Raw genomic sequence first — 14,889 nt, forward strand, 5'->3', positions numbered from 1 at the left:
CGCCAATAACTGCTGGAACCGGGATGCAGCGCCACGACGGGCGCTGCATTGCAGACCTTATGCAGCCTTGCGTGCAGTCCGTTGCGCAGCCGCCTTGTCGAGCAGTTGGAAGAAGGTGGCGAACTGACGCTGCGGGTCCAAGGCGGGGCGCTCCGAGAATGTACGCGCCGCCGCGGAAAGCCGCGCATACTCCTGGGCATCGTTCCACAGAAGCCTGATCGCCGCCACCCAATCGTCGAGCGGACCGTTATAGTCCAGCACCACGCCGCCCGAGCCGATGGCTTCGGGCAGGCCGCCGCGCCGCGAGCCGACGACGGGAATGCCGCTGCAATGGGCTTCCGACGCGACCCGGCCCCAGGCCTCCTCCCACTTGCTGGGAGCGAGCAGGATCTTGGTGCGGCCATAGACCGTCTTCATGTCGCTGGTGCGGCTCTCCAGCTTGACATTGGGGTATGGCGCGATCGTCTGTTCGATCCGGGCGCGATGATCGTCGTCGAGCTTCCAGCTTTCGACGAACAGGAACGGGATTTCGGGGCAGGCGGCGGCGATGCGCACCGCAAGGTCGAAGCCCTTTTCCTCGTAGGGGTTGATCAGCGTGACGAACTCGCCTGTCGTCGGCGTGCTGTAGAAGCCGGGATTGATGGTCGGCGGAATGACCGTCGAATCGATGTCGAATTTCTGCCTGTAGGTGCGGGCCGTGAATTCGGAATTGGCGATGTAGAGGGCCGAACGCAACTCGCGCAGGTCGCCACCCAGTTCATGGAATTCGACATTCCTGAGATAGACGACCAGCGGCACGCCTTCCGCCTCCAGCGCCTTGCCGATCGGAACCGACTTGTGGCACTGGACCACGGCGACATCCGGCCTCAGCTTCTTGACGGCAAAGCCGGCAGCCTCCCAGGGAAACCAGGCCCTCACCACCGGATAACCCGGATAGGAGTCGATGACGGCCCGTTGCCGCAAAAGCTTCATCTTGGCGCGCGCCTTGTAGCCGAAAACGCCCTGGCCGAAGAGCGCGGCAAGCACCGACGCCTCATGGCCATGCTCGATCAACTGCTCGGCCAGATGATGGGTGCTGGACTGGACGCCGCCGCTGAACTGCGGCGTGTAACCGTTGCCACCTGCAAAAAGGACTTTCATGGGATCGGGCTCCTTGTCGCATTCTCGTGTTTCGTTCGGACGCTGGCCAGGACCAGCGTCTTGCCTTCGCCTCAAGCGACTTTCGGCGGCTCCAGATTTGCGAACGGATTGGTACAGGACTGCCAGCCGGTAAACCGGATCGCGTCGTTCGGCGAGCTGCGCCATGCGTAGTCGGTCAGCACATGGAATTCGGCGATGACCCAGCGGTCGAAATGCACCAGGTCTTCCCGCTTTTCATGCGGCAGCAGTCGGCGTGCGGCGCCCAATTTGAGCTCCTCGACCAGAGTGACCGCATCGCTCAGTTTTTCGTTCGGAAATATCCAGGGATTCCGATTGCGGAATTCCAGCACGAACTGCTGCAGGTGCTCGATGCGCATGTTCAGCGGACCGAGATATCTTTCCAGCGTGACGCGGACCAGGTCCTCGTCCGAGAACGAGGACACGGCGGCGTAAGCAATGCCGGTGGAAGCAAGCCCGCCGGCGACCAGGGCCAATGCGGAGCGTCGCGTGATCTTCATCATTGCAGAGCTCCCTTCATGCGATCCGGCTCGCCGCCCTCAGCGACAGAGCCGCCGCCGTCAGGCTTGGATTGACGCAGGAGCAACTGGGATAGGTGCTCGTGCCGACAACGACGAGGTTCCTCAGCTGGTGGTGGATCATGTCGCGGTCGACGACCGAATCCGCGGGGCCAGTGCCCATCCGCAATGTGCCCTGCACATGCGATTCGGTCGGCCGGATGCCTCGATCGAACAGCTTCTCGACCGGCAGCGGCTTAAGCAGCGCCGGCAGCCTTTCCAGCGCCTTGGCCATGCCGTTGACGGCATAGTCCGACGCTCCCTTGAAGCTGACGAAGGCGTTCTCATCCTTGTCTAGGATGACGCGGTTTTCCGGATCGAGTAGGTTTTCGGTGACTATGACCAGCGGCAGCGTCTGCCGCAACCGTCCCTTCTCGGCCCGCATGCCGTGCTGCCAGCGGTTCTCGAAATAGACCAGCGCGGCCGCGTGCTCGGCGCGGTGGGGACCGTCATAGAGCCCGAAATTCAGACCGGTGGTGATGGTGCTGCCGTCGAAATTGTCGACGCCGTCAAGATAGACCTCGAAGTTCCAGCCATAGGATTCGTGCAGGCCGAGGCCGACGAATTCGCCGCCGAGCCCGGACCGCAGCATGATCGCCGGGCTCTGGATCGCGTTGGCGCCGAGCACGAAAAGGTCGCCACTGGCGGAATATTCCTTGCCGCCATGGGTGAACACCACTGAGCGAACGGAGCCGCCGACATGGTCGAGCCGCCGCACCTCCGAGCTGAGGCAGACCGAAACATCCGGATGCTCGAAGACGTGCATCAGGCCGTTGTTGACCGTGAACTTGGCATCGGCCGGGCACAGCCAGCAGCGCAGATTGGCACAGCACGAGGTTCGCTGCGAAGTTGGCACCCGGGCCCGCGCGGTCGGCATGACGAAGTGCTGGTCGGGCTGCGCTGCCTTCATCATCCGATCGGGCGTCGACATGCGATGCGGCGGCTGCGGAAACGGTCTCGAGCGCGGCAGCATCTGAGCCATGTCGGGATCGCCCGAGATCGACATGACCTCCTCGGCGTCGCAGTAGAACGGCTCGAGCTCGTCATAGCTGATCGGCCAGTCATTGCCGACGCCATAGGTGCTTTTCAACCGGAAGTCGTTGGGATGGAAGCGCGGTGTCTGCGCGAACCAGCAATTCGTGCCGCCGCCCAGGCCGATGGTGTAGTTCCACGGCTTGTCGGAGTTGGTCTTGTAGGTCGACTCGTCGTCGATGTCGGTATTGGCGTTCTGGCCGAGCTGCCACTCATGCGTGTTGTGCCGGCCCCATTCCAGAACCAGGACACGCGCTTTACGGCGCTTGGCGAATGCGTGCAGGAAAAAGGCCGAACCAAAACCGGAGCCGATGGCAATGATATCGAAATGCTCGTTGGCGATTTGCTCGGGCCTGATATCCAGCACCATCAGATCCTATCCTTTCCCGATAGCAGCGCGTTCACCGACGGCCTCGTTGTCGTTCGTCGAGGCCGCCTTCGGAGCGGGCCTTCACGCAGCCACCCTGCCGATCGAATGATATTCGATGCCGTGGCGGGCGATGACCTTCGGGTCGTAGAGGTTGCGGCCGTCGAAGATGACCGGCGTGGTCAGCGCATCCTTCAGTGCGTCGAAGGAGGGCGCGCGGAAGCTCTTCCACTCGGTGGCGATCATCAGCGCCTCGGCGCCGCGCAGAGCCGCCTCCTTGGTGCCGCAGAGCAGCAGATCGTCGCGCAGCCCATAGATGGCCTGGCATTCCTGCATCGCCTCGGGATCATAGGCCTGCACCTTCGCGCCCGCCTTCCACAGCGCTTCCATGAGGTTGCGGGCCGGCGCCTCGCGCATGTCGTCGGTGTTCGGCTTGAAGGCCAGGCCCCACAGCGCGAAGGTCTTGCCTTTGAGGTTGCCCTTGAAGTAGCGGTTCACCTTGTCGAACAGGACGGACTTCTGCTCGTTGTTGCGCTCCTCGACGGCGCGCAGCAGCTTGGCGTCGAACTTGACACCCTCGGCGGTCTTGATCAGGGCGCGCACGTCCTTGGGGAAGCACGAGCCGCCATAGCCCAGACCCGGATAGATGAAGTGGTAGCCGATGCGCGGATCGCTGCCGATGCCCTTGCGCACCTCCTCGATGTCGGCGCCGAGCTGTTCGGCCAGATTGGCCATTTCATTCATGAAGCTGATCTTGGTGGCCAGCATGCAATTGGCCGCGTATTTGGTGAACTCGGCGCTGCGCACGTCCATCACGATCATCTTCTCGTGGTTGCGGTTGAACGGCGCGTAGAGCTCGCGCATCACCGCCTCGGTGCCTTCGCTCGATGTGCCGACGATGATGCGGTCCGGCTTCATGCAGTCGGCCACCGCGGAGCCCTCCTTGAGGAACTCGGGATTGGAGGCGACGTCGAAAGTCAGGTCCTCGCGGCCTCTTTTCTTCAGCGTCTCGGCGATCCTGGCCTTGATCTTTTCGCAGGTGCCGACCGGCACGGTCGACTTGCCGACGACGATCTTAGGCGCCTCCATCTCGCGGCCGATGGACTCGGCGACGGCCAGCACGTATTTAAGGTCGGCCGAACCGTCCTCGCCGGGCGGCGTGCCGACGGCGATCATCTGGATCTCGCCATGCTTGATCGCAGCCTTGGCATCGGTGGTGAATTTGATGCGGCCGGCGGCGTGGTTTTCCTTGACGAGGCTTTCGAGCCCGGGTTCGAAGATCGGGATAAGGCCCTGGTTGAGCCGTTCGACCTTCTTCTCGTCGATGTCGACGCAGACCACCTGATGCCCGACTTCCGCGAGCACGGCGGCCTGCACGAGACCAACATAGCCTATTCCAAAGACCGTCAAGTTCATTCGGTGTGCTTCCTGTTCAGGGCCGTCTTCGGTCCGGCCGGTTCAAATGGCAGGCCGTCCATGGCCAGTTTCCTATTGGAGCACGATCCGAAGCCGGTTCCCACTTTCTGCTGCATTCGGTTCGGGATCATGCCTAGTTGCTGTTGCTTATGCTGCATGCCAGCGATTCCGGGAACTGGCAGGGCTGGCCAAGCGCGGTGAATGCGACGCGCTCAACCTGCATCGTGACCTTGCGGCCTGGATCCGAGAAGGGGCCCATCCAGCTGGTCAGCTTCTCGCTGCCCCAGAGGCTGAAGAATATCTTCTGCGAGTGGGTCGGCAACTCCGCCGGGTTCGTCACTTCCTGGACGAGCTTGCCGTTCACGTAGAAGCGCAGCCGGTCCTTCTCCCAGACGAAGCCATAGTCGTTGAAACCCTTGTCGGTGCCGCCTTCGACATCGGCGAGCTTTTCATTCTTCGGCTTGCCGGAAATGTAAGTGTTGACCTGCACCTTGGAGGTGTCCTTGGTCAGGACCTCGAAGTCAATCTCGTCCCATGGCTGCTTGTCCTGGGGACCGATGTAGGAGAAGAACGCGGCGTTGAGGCCGGACCCGGTGTCCGTCTTCATGCGCGCCTCATAGGTTCCGTAGCCGTAACGCTTTTTGGTCTGGATCTCGCCGCAGGCGAAAGCGCGGTCCTTGGTCTGGCGCTTCTCGAAGCCGAGCGTGAGTGCGCCGTCGGACAGGCTGACCAGGCTCTTCGACCATGTGCAGTTCTGGTGCGGGCCGTTCGACCAGCCGTCGGAGACGTACCAGCGCGAATGATCGAACTTGGTGAAATCATCGACGAATGAGGGCTCGCTCGGCAAGTCCTGGGCGTGGGCCGGGTGCGCCGTTGCGGCAACGGCCAGGAGAAGCGCGCCCGCCGTGTACCGTTGCCACCGGCTGCCTAGCCGATTCGACCGCACCGACGGCATGGCATCGGCCACGACGATGGAAATAGTCTTGGGATCTGCGTTCATACCAACTTACCTTTGTGCTGTCCGCCCAACCCAAAGTCACCAATTGGCCCGCCGCATGACGAGCCGCTCCTGATTCTCCGCCCTTATATCTTCCTCGTTACCTGCCTCGTGCCGCCAGACCGGCGGCCGGAACCGAAACCGCGCCGTCAGGCCCTGCTTGCCGGCTTGACGAACCCAGCCTGCGTATTGGGAGACTCGCCATTCTCTTCGACGATCGCGTCGAGTGAATGACGCAGCTCCTTCATCAGGCTGTTCTGGCGGGCAAGCGCTGCGATGCGCCGCTCGCAATTCAGGATCGATGTCGTCAGTTCGCTGACTTCGGACACCTTGCTCGTCGATGCCGAGCCGTTCTCCATCGCCTCGACCAGGAAGGCAGCGTTCGTCGCCTTTGACCGATAGCGATCCTCAAGCCCGGTCTTTTCCGCCTCGATCTCGGTCGCGATCTGATCCAGCAACCTTGCAAGACGATCGAAACGCTGAAGATCGGTCTGCCGGTCCCGGGATGGATCCCTGGATCTGAAGCCGAATATCGAAGCCATCCGGTTGGCCTTCCACAATTGCTGCACCGCAACATACACTGCCATTCCCAGGCCAACTAGGCAACCTCGGAGTTTGGCAAAGGCGATTTTTTCGAATTTCCGACCGCCGCCGCGGCGGCCCGAAACCTAGAGCCTGCTTCCATCCCGATGGTATCGGGATGGGGCTCTATCATTTTGTTTGAGCATGATCTTTTCCGAAAACCGGGTTCCCACTTTTTGCTACGCTGACCTCCGGTTCGGGATCATGCTCTAGTTCTCCGCGGCGGCGTTGGCCGCCATGAGGAAGCGCATCGGCGGCACCTGCTGGCGTTTCGAGGCAAGGCCGGTATGGCGAAACAGCGCCTCCAGCTTGTCGGCGGCGACGCCGCGAACGATGGGAATGAGGTTCGACTGGCTGGCCAGGGCATAGGCGGCGGCCGATGCCAGGCCCCGCTCGGCCTTCACGTCGAGGAAGTTGCGCAGCCGGTATTTGTCGCGCACATGGCGTTCGTGCTTGCGCAGCACTGCCTTGGAGGTTTCCGGCAGGCTGTCGATCTTGAGCAGCGCCAGGTCGGCGTCGGCCAGACGCTTCAGATCCAGCGTCCTGTGGCGGCCGCTCAGCGAATCGGCACGAACGATCGCGCCGTAGCCGCAGGACCGTATGACCTTGAAGCGCGCCCCGCGGGCGACGGCGCGCGCATAGAGCTCGTAGTCCTCGCCCAGGCGCAGGCTTTCGTCGTAGCGCAGCCCGTGGCGCTCGAGAAAGGCCCGGCTGATCACCGGCTTGAGGAAGCCAAGCTCGCCGCGCTGCACGCGGCGCCTGGAAATGTTGCCTTCGACGAACCGTTCGAGATCGAGGAATTCCGGATCGGCGGAGAATGGCGGAGCGACGACCTTCGAGACATCGGTCGCCGCATCGTCCCTGATCAGCATGATGTTGTCGGCGGCGAAGTCCCAGTCGGCGCTGGCGAACAGCCTGCGAAACCGGCCCTCGAGGAAGAAATCGTCGGCGTCGAGAATGCTGATGAACGGCGACGTGGAGCCGGCGATCGCGGCGTTGCGGGCGAAAGAGGGGCCCTTGTTGATGTCGAGGCGCATGACCGAGAGCCTGCCGCTGCCATCGTCGGCGGCGCGCGCCACGGCGGCGGTGTCATCGGTGGAGGCATCGTCGACGACGACGACTTCCGCCACTTCGGGCTCCCGCAGCGCCGAGGCGATGGCGGCGGGGATGGTGCGGGCTGCGTTGCGGGCTGCGATGATCACGCAGACCCGGGATCCTGTGCTGGACATCAATTCACCTCTCGATCGCACGAGTTCTTCCGAATGTTCTGCCCCTTGATGCCCAAAACGATCTTCACCGGCTGTCCGCCTGGCTGACTGTCGGCCTTTCGAAAATGCGCCGGCTGAGATCGGCGGATGCCGCCCAGCCGGCCTCGGCCAGATAGCGGACCGGCTCGCGGCCGCACAATTCCCACAACACCGTGCGCCGCTGCGGCCAGCGCAAGGACGACAGCCAGGGCGCGATCACCATGTGGAACAGGTCGGCATTTTCGATGCGCGACAGAATACGGGTAGCGCGCTCCGACAGGAGCGTGTCCGAGCCGCCAACAAGCACATCGGCAGCCCTGAGGCCGAGCAGCAGCGTGTCCGCCAGCCCCTGCCCGGCCGCGTAGTCGAGCACGTTCTGCTGTTCGGCTTCGCTCAGCCGGCTGGCGCTGGCCCTGATATCGCAGACATAGCCGGCGCAGGGCTCGCGATTGAAGAAGGCCTTGGCGACGCTGATGCAGGACAAGAGCAGCGTGTCGGAGGCCGAGGTGAACGGCACCCTGGCGCCGGCGATCTCGACCTCGCGCTTGCGGCGCAGGAACCCATCCGTATCGCGCGGGCTCGGCGATCCCGGCTGCTGCAGCCGGTAGTGGAGATCGACCGTGGACTGTTTCAGCCCACCGCCGCGGACCATGTGCTGCTCGCCAAGGAAGCGCAGCCACCAGACCGAGCGGGACTTGCCGGCAACTTCGTAACCGATCGAGCGCAGCGCCTCGCGCGCTTCGAAAAAGCCGCCCGGCGAGACCAGTATGTCGACGTCTCCCGAAGGCTTCATGAAATGATCGCCATAGAGCAGTTGTTGCTGGAACGGCCCCTTCAGGAAGACGAAATCGATCCGCCTGTCGCGCAGTACCTGGTGGATGGCCATCGAGTCCATCATGCAGGACGAGTTCATCGAAACCGTCCGCCTGCGGTAGGTGTCGAGCCATGCAAGCAGTTCGGGCGGCGCTTGTGTTGCCGGCGCGCGCGACAGGGCCTTAAGCACGAAGGTGGCAACCTTGTTCAGCCTGACGATGTCGGCGACGCTGGCAAGCGAGATGGCCGGCGCTGGCGCCTCGCCCGCCGCGGCCGGTCCGGAAGCGAAGAACAGCCTCAGGCAGGCCTGCACATAGGCAACCTCATCGGCGCAGTCGGCGGCGCGCAGCCTTTCGTAAGAACCTTCCTGCACGGCCATTCCTGACAAATGTCTCCGCAAAAATTCCGGTCGGCGCCTTATATTGCAGTTGCGAAGCAAAGCATCGCCAAAATCGCTTCCGCCGTCCAGTTTTTCCTTCAGTGCCCCGTTCTGATACAACCACAACGTTCAAATGCGGTATGCGGACATGGCCAGCCGAAACTCCAATCAAGGGCTTAACCAGGGCCGCTATAAACGCCAAATTGAGCGATTTGGGGATAAATTTCTTCCTGCTTATTTAGCGGGCATTTGAGTCAAAAAATTTATCACAATCAAATCAGATGCTTAATTCGACGTCATTGGCGCGTCGTTGAATTCCGCTATCAAGCGTGACTAGGATGCGATTGCCGAAGGTTTGATCACAGGCAGAGCCAAGCGCAACCGACAATTGATTAACAGTTGGTAAATCAGGCTTGACTCACATATGACGCCATGCAGCTATTGCATTGCAGCATTGTTATGTGCTGACGGCACTCGACAGGCCGTTTCCAGTCCTTATCGGAGAGTAAAATGGAACAGAATGTTGAAAAGCATGAGTACGAAACGCCTAGCCTGACGGTTCACGGTTCGATCGAGACCATCACGCAAGGTGGCGGCGGCTCGACGGCGCTCGACGCGTCGTTTCCCGCCCACACGCCGATCGGCGAACTCACGTTCTCCTGAGCTTGATTTCGTCCCGGAGTACAAAGTTGGGGCTCCGGGCGTAAATGATAAGGGAGGCCGGGGGGCGCAGAACCCCCCGGCTTTCCAACCGGTCCTGAACATGACGAAGCGTAGCGTATTGTAAACGAGGTTTTAGCATGAACTGGAACCCATCGGACCGCGATAGCGTAAGTGCGACCAATGACGCCGTGGCCTGCGAGTTCGGCAACGGGCTGGCGCTGCTCAATTTGAAATCCAACATCTATTACAGCCTGAACAGCGTCGGCGCCTATATCTGGGAACTGATCCAGGAGCCGCGGCCGATCGCGGATATCCGCAGCGCGGTGCTCACGCGCTACGACGTCGATCCGGAGCGTTGCAAGGCCGACGTCGACGGATTGTTGAAAGGCCTGGCCGAGGCAGGGCTTGCGAGGCTCCACCATGAGGAACTTGTCTAGGGTTCTCTCCTTGAGTGGCTCGGAGATGCTGTTTCTGGCGCACTGCCTGCTGGTGGTCGCGGTGGTGCGGCTGGGATTGACGCTGTTTTCGTACAACCGCCTTCGCCGCATGGTGACGCAGCTCGATGCGCCTCACGAGGCCGGCATCGGCGACCTCAGGCGAGTCGCCTGGGGCGTTGCCGCGGCGGCGCGGCGCGTTCCCTATGCAAGCTGCCTTACCCAGGCGCTCGCCGGCCAATATATTCTCGCCCGCCAGGGCAACGCCTCGAAGATCCGCATAGGCATCGAGCGGGATACGGGCACGCAATTGAAGGCCCATGCCTGGCTGATGAGCGGCAACCACATTGTCCTTGGCGGTTCCATCAATGGTTTCGCCCATCTCGTCGATCACGGCCAGTAGCCAATGAGCGGCATCGCCGGAATTCTGCCCAGGCAGCAAGGCAGGCCGACCGCCGCGGCCGACATCCAGCAAATGCTCGCTCGCATGCAGCATCGCGCCCGCGACGGCAGTTCGTGGTGGATGGACAGGACTGCGGCGCTTGGCCATGCCTGGCTGAACACCACGGATGAAGCCGACCCCGGCCCGCTGACAATGGCCGGCGGCAAGCTTGCCGTCACCGCGGACTGCCGGCTGGACAATCGCGAGGAATTGCTGGCCAGGCTCGGCATCAGGGACTCTTCGCTTGCCGACGGCTCGCTGCTGATGCGGGCCTATCTGCGCTGGGGCGAGGCCTGCCCGACCTATCTGCAAGGCGACTTCGCCTTCGCCATCTGGGACAGCGAGCGCCAGATCCTGTTTTGTGCGCGCGACCATTTCGGGGTGAAACCCTTCTACTATCATGCGGATGACCGAATTTTCCTCTTCGCCTCGGAGATCGGACCCATCCTCAGCATCGGCGGTGCCGGCGCGCGTCTCAGCGAGCATCAGATTTCCGGATTTCTGGCCGGGCTGCCCGACGATCCGCAGTCGACTCCTTACACCGACATCTTCCGCCTGCCGGCCCGCCACAGCCTGACGGTGAGCGACAGCCAAGTGGTGCTGCGCCGCTATTGGCAGATCGAGCCGTCGTCGACGCCAATGCGGTCCGATGCCGCGGAGGAATTCCGCCACCTGTTCTCGCAGTCGGTGCGTAACCGCATGCGGGGCACACCGGCGGTCGGCGCGATGCTCAGCGGCGGCCTCGATTCATCCGCGATCGCCTGCGTGGCAAGCCTGCAAAACGACATGGCCCGAAAGCCCAGATTGCCGACCTTTTCGCTGATCTTCGAACGGGGTTCCTCGATGGACGAGAGGCCTTTCATCGACGCGGTGATCGGCCAGCAGAAGGTCGACGGCACGCTGATTGCCGTCGGCAACTACGCCCCGTTCGCCGAGTTCGAACGTATCCTCGAAGAACAGGAGGGGACGTTCCTGGCTCCCGGCCTGTCGCTGACGCGCGGCATCTACAGGGAAGCCGGCGCTAAAGGCATGAAGGTGCTGCTGGACGGCCATGGCGGCGACGAAGTCGTCTCGCAAGGTCATGGTCATCTGCACGAGCTTGCCAATGCCGGCAAATGGATCGAGCTGTGGCGGGAAATCCGCAGTGCCTCGAACACCTATGGCGACAGCATGGTGGGCCTGTACTACCAGTTCCTGACGCTCTACGGGCCGGCCTGGCGCATCGCAAAACTCAGGCACACCACACGCCGTATCCTGGACAGGGTTCGCAACAGTCCGGCGGCACCGCGCGGCCCGAGCTGGCGCCATCTGGTCAATCCGGACCTAGCCAGGCGGACCGACCTCGTCGACCGCTTCCACCGGGCCGGACACATGCCGTCCACGGTGAGTGCCAGCGAAGCGCTTAGCCATCGCTGGATCCTGTCGAACGGGGTCGTGCCGCACGCCTTCGAGGTTCTCGACAAGGCCGCCGCCAATTTCGGCGTGGAGCCGCGCTATCCGTTCTGGGACAAGCCGCTGGTCGAGTTCTGCCTGGCGCTGCCGGGCGAGCAGAAATTGCACAATGGCTTCGGCCGCCATGTGCTGCGACGGGCCATGGAAGGGATCCTGCCGCCGTCCGTCCAGTGGCGGCGCGACAAGATCGATTTCAAGTCCAACCTCGTCCACGGCATGCTCGGCAACCACCGCGACCTCGTCGACAAGGTGCTGGTCTCGGATGCGGACCGCATCGCGCCCTATGTCAACCTGCCTGAGGTCAGCGCGGCCTATGCGCGGATCCTGCGGCAGCCGGATGAGGCGACCCTGCCCGATGTCCAATGTGTCTGGCGCTCAATCGCGCTTTCTCTCTGGTTACGGCAAGTTCAACTGCGTGGGAGCCAAGCATGACGAGATCGAACACGTCGCTCGCGGCCGACCCGGGGCATGCTCGGCTGCGTATCGAAGGCAGTCCGGCGAGAGAGCGCCGCTTCTACAAGGCCTATGGCCTGACGATCAGCTCGGAACTGGCCTTGCCCGAACTCGAGCCCACGGCGCCGGCCGCGGCCGACATCGTGATCGCTGTCGGTCCGATCGACTATCCAAAACCTTCGCTCGAGGCCGGAACCGCTTTCAGCTTCGAACCAAGGCAACAGTATCTGGCATGGCAGGCGGTCGGCGCCTTCCTGATCAGCGACGCCTGCCGGATCGTTGTCGATCCGGCGCCCGGGATAGACGACCAGCTGATCGCCTTTCCGCTGCTCGGGCCGGTCATGGCGCTGCTTTTGCACCAGCGCGGCCTGCTCATCCTGCATGCCAGCGCGATTGCCGTCGGCGGCAGGAGCGCGATCTTCATGGGCGACAAGGGCGCCGGCAAATCGACGACGGCCGGCGCGATGATCAGCGCCGGGCATGGCTTGCTCACCGACGATGTCGTGGCGCTCGACCTGTCCAACCCGAACCAGCCGATGATCGTCCCAGGCTTTCCACAGTTGAAGCTGGCTGCCGACGCCGCGGCCGCCATCCCGATTCGGCAAGCGGAGGTGCGCCCACAGGTGCATCCGGCGATCGACAAGGCACAGCATCGCCTGCATGGCGGATTTTCGCCGGACAAGGTTCCGGTGACGAGGCTCTACATTCTCGAGCGCGGTGAAAAGGCGGCGATATCGCCGCTGCCCGAGGTCGAGGCGCTGTCGGCCGTCATCAAATTCTCCTACGTGACACGCTTCGGCCGCCCGGCCCTGGTCGGCGATTTCGCCACCCGGCACCTTCGCCACTGTGCCGGGCTGGCGGGCCATATCGGCGTGTGCCGCCTCGAGGTGCCTACGGGCCTTGGCCGGATCGGCGAGGCCGTGGCCCTGATCGAGCAGGACCTGGCGTCCGACGAACGTGCGCGGTGAGCCGAGCATGCCGGGATCATCCGTCCTTCGCTTGTCGCTCTTTCGGGAAATCGCCGGATTTGCCGGCGTCATTGCCAGGATCGGCGGGCGGCGGACCTGGACGGCTTTGCTGTTCCTGGTCCTGGGAAGCCTGACCGAAGGCATCTCGATCCTGCTTCTCATCCCCTTGCTGCAATTGGTGGGGCGTTCCGAGCAGAATTTCGCGGTCAGACTGCCGGATAACGACCTCGTGCGCTGGCTGGTGCCTGACGGAACATTGCAACTGACGACGGTGCTTTGCGCGCTGGTCGGGCTTGTCGCGCTGCAGGCGGCCTTCAACCGCTTCAAGTCCGTCTACATGGCCAGGCTTCTGTTCGATTTTATCAACCGCCTGCGCATGAATCTGTTCGAGAGCATCGGCAAGGCGCGCTGGGGCATCTTCTCGCGCATGCGCAGTTCCGATCTCGACCACGCGCTCACCGGCGACATAGACCGCGTGCAGGCCGCGGCATTCTCGTTGCTTATGCTGGCGCAGATCGGCGTGCTTTTGGCAGGCTACCTCGTCATATCGCTGTTCATCTCGCCGGTGATGACAGGCTTCGCCATCGTGATCGGCGTGCTGATGTTCGTCGCGCTGCGGCCATTTCGCACCCGGGCCACGGCGTTCGGCCGGGTGGTGACGACCAATCGCCAGGATCAGTACCGCACGGTCTCGGAATTCCTCGGCGGCATCAAGGTGGCCAAGAGCCTGAATGTCGAGGCGAGCTATTTCGCGCAGCTGCAGGCGACCCTCGAAAAGATGAAGGCCGACAACATCAACTATGTGCGCAACTCAACGATCGGCACCGCCTTGTTCCAGGTGGCGAGCGTCGTCGGGCTCAGCCTGTTCATCTATATCGCACTGGTTCGCTTCCAGCTTTCGCTGGCCGAGATCGTCGTGCTGCTGCTGGTTTTCATGCGCATCGCGCCGCGCTTCATGGACATGCAGACCCAGGCGCAGCAGGTGCTGATCAATCTGCCTGCCTATGCCTCGATGCGCGACCTGCAGACGCGCTTCGACGCGGAGCGCGAATTCGACGCGGAGCGCGAACCGGCAAGCAGCGAAGCGACAGGAGGCGCCAGGCTGGCGCTCGATGTCGGGCTCAACATACGCGATGCTTCGTTCGCCTATGGTGGCGTTTCCCCAGCACCCGGGGATGGCGAAGGGGGCGGCAGACCGGTGGTGAGCGGCATCACCTTCGGCCTTCCCGCCGGCAAGGTCACCGCCCTCATCGGCCCTTCGGGATCGGGCAAGAGCACGATCGCCGACATGCTGCTTGGCCTGCTCGAACCGACGCAAGGCAAGATCCTCGCCGACGGCGTCGAGATCGGGGCGGAGAACCGCCGGCGCTGGCGCGACCAGGTGGCCTATGTGCCGCAGGACGTGTTCCTGCTGCACGATACGATCGCCGCGAATTTGCGCCTTGCCGCGCCCCAGGCCAGCGACGACGAACTGTGGACGGCGCTGCGGTCGGCGCATGCAGCCGACTTCGTCGAACGGCTCGAAAATCGGCTGGGTACGGTGGTCGGCGATCGGGGCGTCCGGCTCTCGGGCGGCGAACGCCAACGCATTGCGCTGGCGCGCGCGCTGTTGCGCAGCCCTTCCCTGCTCATCCTCGATGAGGCGACCAGCGCGCTCGACTGGCAAAACCAGTCGCTGATTGCCAAGTCGATCGACGGGTTGCGCGGCCGCATGACCATCCTGACCATTGCGCACCGGCCGTCGATGATCGCCTTCGCCGACTGGGTCGTAGCGATCGAGAATGGCCGGATCGTGGAGGTCGGCCAATATCAGCGGCTGAAGCAGAAATCCGGCAGCCGGTTGTCCCGAATGCTGTCAGGCGAGCAGGCCGAGAGACAGACCGCCGACGTTCGCTGAGGACGATTTGGCCACCGCGCAGCGAAGCAAAA

General features: G+C 63.0%; 14 protein-coding genes. 6 read left to right on the forward strand and 8 right to left on the reverse strand.

The features are described 5' to 3' along the window. Nucleotides 1-57: 57 nt before the first annotated feature. The 8 genes from AC1RUK_RS25375 to AC1RUK_RS25410 form a co-directional block, all read right to left on the reverse strand. Complete coding sequence (locus AC1RUK_RS25375) at nucleotides 58-1,140, reverse strand: glycosyltransferase (RefSeq protein WP_481838456.1); 1,083 nt, start codon at nucleotides 1,138-1,140, stop codon at nucleotides 58-60. A 71-nt stretch (nucleotides 1,141-1,211) separates the two neighbouring features. Next, nucleotides 1,212-1,661 carry a hypothetical protein gene (locus tag AC1RUK_RS25380; RefSeq protein ID WP_436170491.1) on the reverse strand — a complete coding sequence of 150 codons (450 nt, stop codon included), beginning with the start codon at nucleotides 1,659-1,661 and terminating at the stop codon, nucleotides 1,212-1,214. A gap of 13 nt (nucleotides 1,662-1,674) precedes the next feature. Further along, nucleotides 1,675-3,117 carry a GMC oxidoreductase gene (locus AC1RUK_RS25385; protein ID WP_481838455.1) on the reverse strand — a complete coding sequence of 481 codons (1,443 nt, stop codon included), beginning with the start codon at nucleotides 3,115-3,117 and terminating at the stop codon, nucleotides 1,675-1,677. Between the two features lie 81 nt (nucleotides 3,118-3,198). Further along, nucleotides 3,199-4,530 (reverse strand): UDP-glucose dehydrogenase family protein, encoded by a 1,332-nt coding sequence (locus AC1RUK_RS25390; protein ID WP_481838454.1) that lies wholly within the window; start codon nucleotides 4,528-4,530, stop codon nucleotides 3,199-3,201. Between the two features lie 133 nt (nucleotides 4,531-4,663). Then, nucleotides 4,664-5,530 (reverse strand): endo-1,3-1,4-beta-glycanase ExoK, encoded by an 867-nt coding sequence (gene exoK / locus AC1RUK_RS25395; protein ID WP_481838453.1) that lies wholly within the window; start codon nucleotides 5,528-5,530, stop codon nucleotides 4,664-4,666. A gap of 146 nt (nucleotides 5,531-5,676) precedes the next feature. Next, entirely contained in the window at nucleotides 5,677-6,069 is a 393-nt protein-coding gene (locus tag AC1RUK_RS25400; RefSeq protein ID WP_481839396.1) for a hypothetical protein, read from the reverse strand. A gap of 249 nt (nucleotides 6,070-6,318) precedes the next feature. Continuing rightward, nucleotides 6,319-7,338, reverse strand: a complete 1,020-nt coding sequence (locus AC1RUK_RS25405) for a glycosyltransferase family 2 protein (protein WP_481838452.1) — start codon at nucleotides 7,336-7,338, stop codon at nucleotides 6,319-6,321. Nucleotides 7,339-7,402: 64 nt separating this feature from the next. After that, on the reverse strand, nucleotides 7,403-8,548 hold the full coding sequence (locus AC1RUK_RS25410) for a nucleotidyltransferase family protein (protein WP_481838451.1): 1,146 nt from the start codon (nucleotides 8,546-8,548) through the stop codon (nucleotides 7,403-7,405). A gap of 510 nt (nucleotides 8,549-9,058) precedes the next feature. Between AC1RUK_RS25410 and AC1RUK_RS25415 the strand changes: the two genes are divergently transcribed. From AC1RUK_RS25415 to AC1RUK_RS25440, 6 genes are all read left to right on the forward strand, one after another. Continuing rightward, nucleotides 9,059-9,211 carry a lasso peptide gene (locus AC1RUK_RS25415; RefSeq protein ID WP_006205257.1) on the forward strand — a complete coding sequence of 51 codons (153 nt, stop codon included), beginning with the start codon at nucleotides 9,059-9,061 and terminating at the stop codon, nucleotides 9,209-9,211. 137 nt (nucleotides 9,212-9,348) lie between these two features. Further along, entirely contained in the window at nucleotides 9,349-9,648 is a 300-nt protein-coding gene (locus AC1RUK_RS25420; RefSeq protein WP_120011969.1) for a PqqD family protein, read from the forward strand. 10 nt (nucleotides 9,649-9,658) lie between these two features. Further along, the gene (locus tag AC1RUK_RS25425) at nucleotides 9,659-10,048 is read left to right on the forward strand and encodes a lasso peptide biosynthesis B2 protein (protein ID WP_436170485.1); all 390 of its coding nucleotides are present in this window, start codon (nucleotides 9,659-9,661) and stop codon (nucleotides 10,046-10,048) included. Nucleotides 10,049-10,051: 3 nt separating this feature from the next. Continuing rightward, the gene (locus AC1RUK_RS25430; protein WP_481838450.1) at nucleotides 10,052-11,971 is read left to right on the forward strand and encodes a lasso peptide isopeptide bond-forming cyclase; all 1,920 of its coding nucleotides are present in this window, start codon (nucleotides 10,052-10,054) and stop codon (nucleotides 11,969-11,971) included. Continuing rightward, nucleotides 11,968-12,960: a phosphoenolpyruvate carboxykinase (ATP) gene (locus AC1RUK_RS25435; RefSeq protein WP_481838449.1), complete on the forward strand. Its 993-nt coding sequence runs from the start codon at nucleotides 11,968-11,970 to the stop codon at nucleotides 12,958-12,960. Before AC1RUK_RS25430 ends, AC1RUK_RS25435 begins: the two co-directional genes overlap by 4 nt. Nucleotides 12,961-12,967: 7 nt before the next feature. Then, the gene (locus AC1RUK_RS25440; RefSeq protein ID WP_481838448.1) at nucleotides 12,968-14,857 is read left to right on the forward strand and encodes an ABC transporter ATP-binding protein; all 1,890 of its coding nucleotides are present in this window, start codon (nucleotides 12,968-12,970) and stop codon (nucleotides 14,855-14,857) included. The last annotated feature ends 32 nt before the right edge of the window (nucleotides 14,858-14,889 follow it).

The organism is Mesorhizobium monacense, from assembly GCF_056781675.1.

What these genes read in the sequence shown, in the direction of transcription:
- AC1RUK_RS25410 (WP_481838451.1), bottom strand. Translation starts at nt 8,548, where the DNA reads ATGGCCGTGCAGGAAGGTTCTTACGAAAGGCTGCGCGCCGCCGACTGC.
- AC1RUK_RS25390 (WP_481838454.1), bottom strand. Translation starts at nt 4,530, where the DNA reads ATGAACTTGACGGTCTTTGGAATAGGCTATGTTGGTCTCGTGCAGGCC.
- AC1RUK_RS25435 (WP_481838449.1), top strand. Translation starts at nt 11,968, where the DNA reads ATGACGAGATCGAACACGTCGCTCGCGGCCGACCCGGGGCATGCTCGG.
- AC1RUK_RS25415 (WP_006205257.1), top strand. Translation starts at nt 9,059, where the DNA reads ATGGAACAGAATGTTGAAAAGCATGAGTACGAAACGCCTAGCCTGACG.
- AC1RUK_RS25430 (WP_481838450.1), top strand. Translation starts at nt 10,052, where the DNA reads ATGAGCGGCATCGCCGGAATTCTGCCCAGGCAGCAAGGCAGGCCGACC.
- AC1RUK_RS25385 (WP_481838455.1), bottom strand. Translation starts at nt 3,117, where the DNA reads ATGGTGCTGGATATCAGGCCCGAGCAAATCGCCAACGAGCATTTCGAT.
- AC1RUK_RS25420 (WP_120011969.1), top strand. Translation starts at nt 9,349, where the DNA reads ATGAACTGGAACCCATCGGACCGCGATAGCGTAAGTGCGACCAATGAC.
- AC1RUK_RS25405 (WP_481838452.1), bottom strand. Translation starts at nt 7,338, where the DNA reads ATGTCCAGCACAGGATCCCGGGTCTGCGTGATCATCGCAGCCCGCAAC.
- AC1RUK_RS25380 (WP_436170491.1), bottom strand. Translation starts at nt 1,661, where the DNA reads ATGATGAAGATCACGCGACGCTCCGCATTGGCCCTGGTCGCCGGCGGG.
- AC1RUK_RS25375 (WP_481838456.1), bottom strand. Translation starts at nt 1,140, where the DNA reads ATGAAAGTCCTTTTTGCAGGTGGCAACGGTTACACGCCGCAGTTCAGC.
- exoK (WP_481838453.1), bottom strand. Translation starts at nt 5,530, where the DNA reads ATGAACGCAGATCCCAAGACTATTTCCATCGTCGTGGCCGATGCCATG.
- AC1RUK_RS25400 (WP_481839396.1), bottom strand. Translation starts at nt 6,069, where the DNA reads ATGGCTTCGATATTCGGCTTCAGATCCAGGGATCCATCCCGGGACCGG.
- AC1RUK_RS25440 (WP_481838448.1), top strand. Translation starts at nt 12,968, where the DNA reads ATGCCGGGATCATCCGTCCTTCGCTTGTCGCTCTTTCGGGAAATCGCC.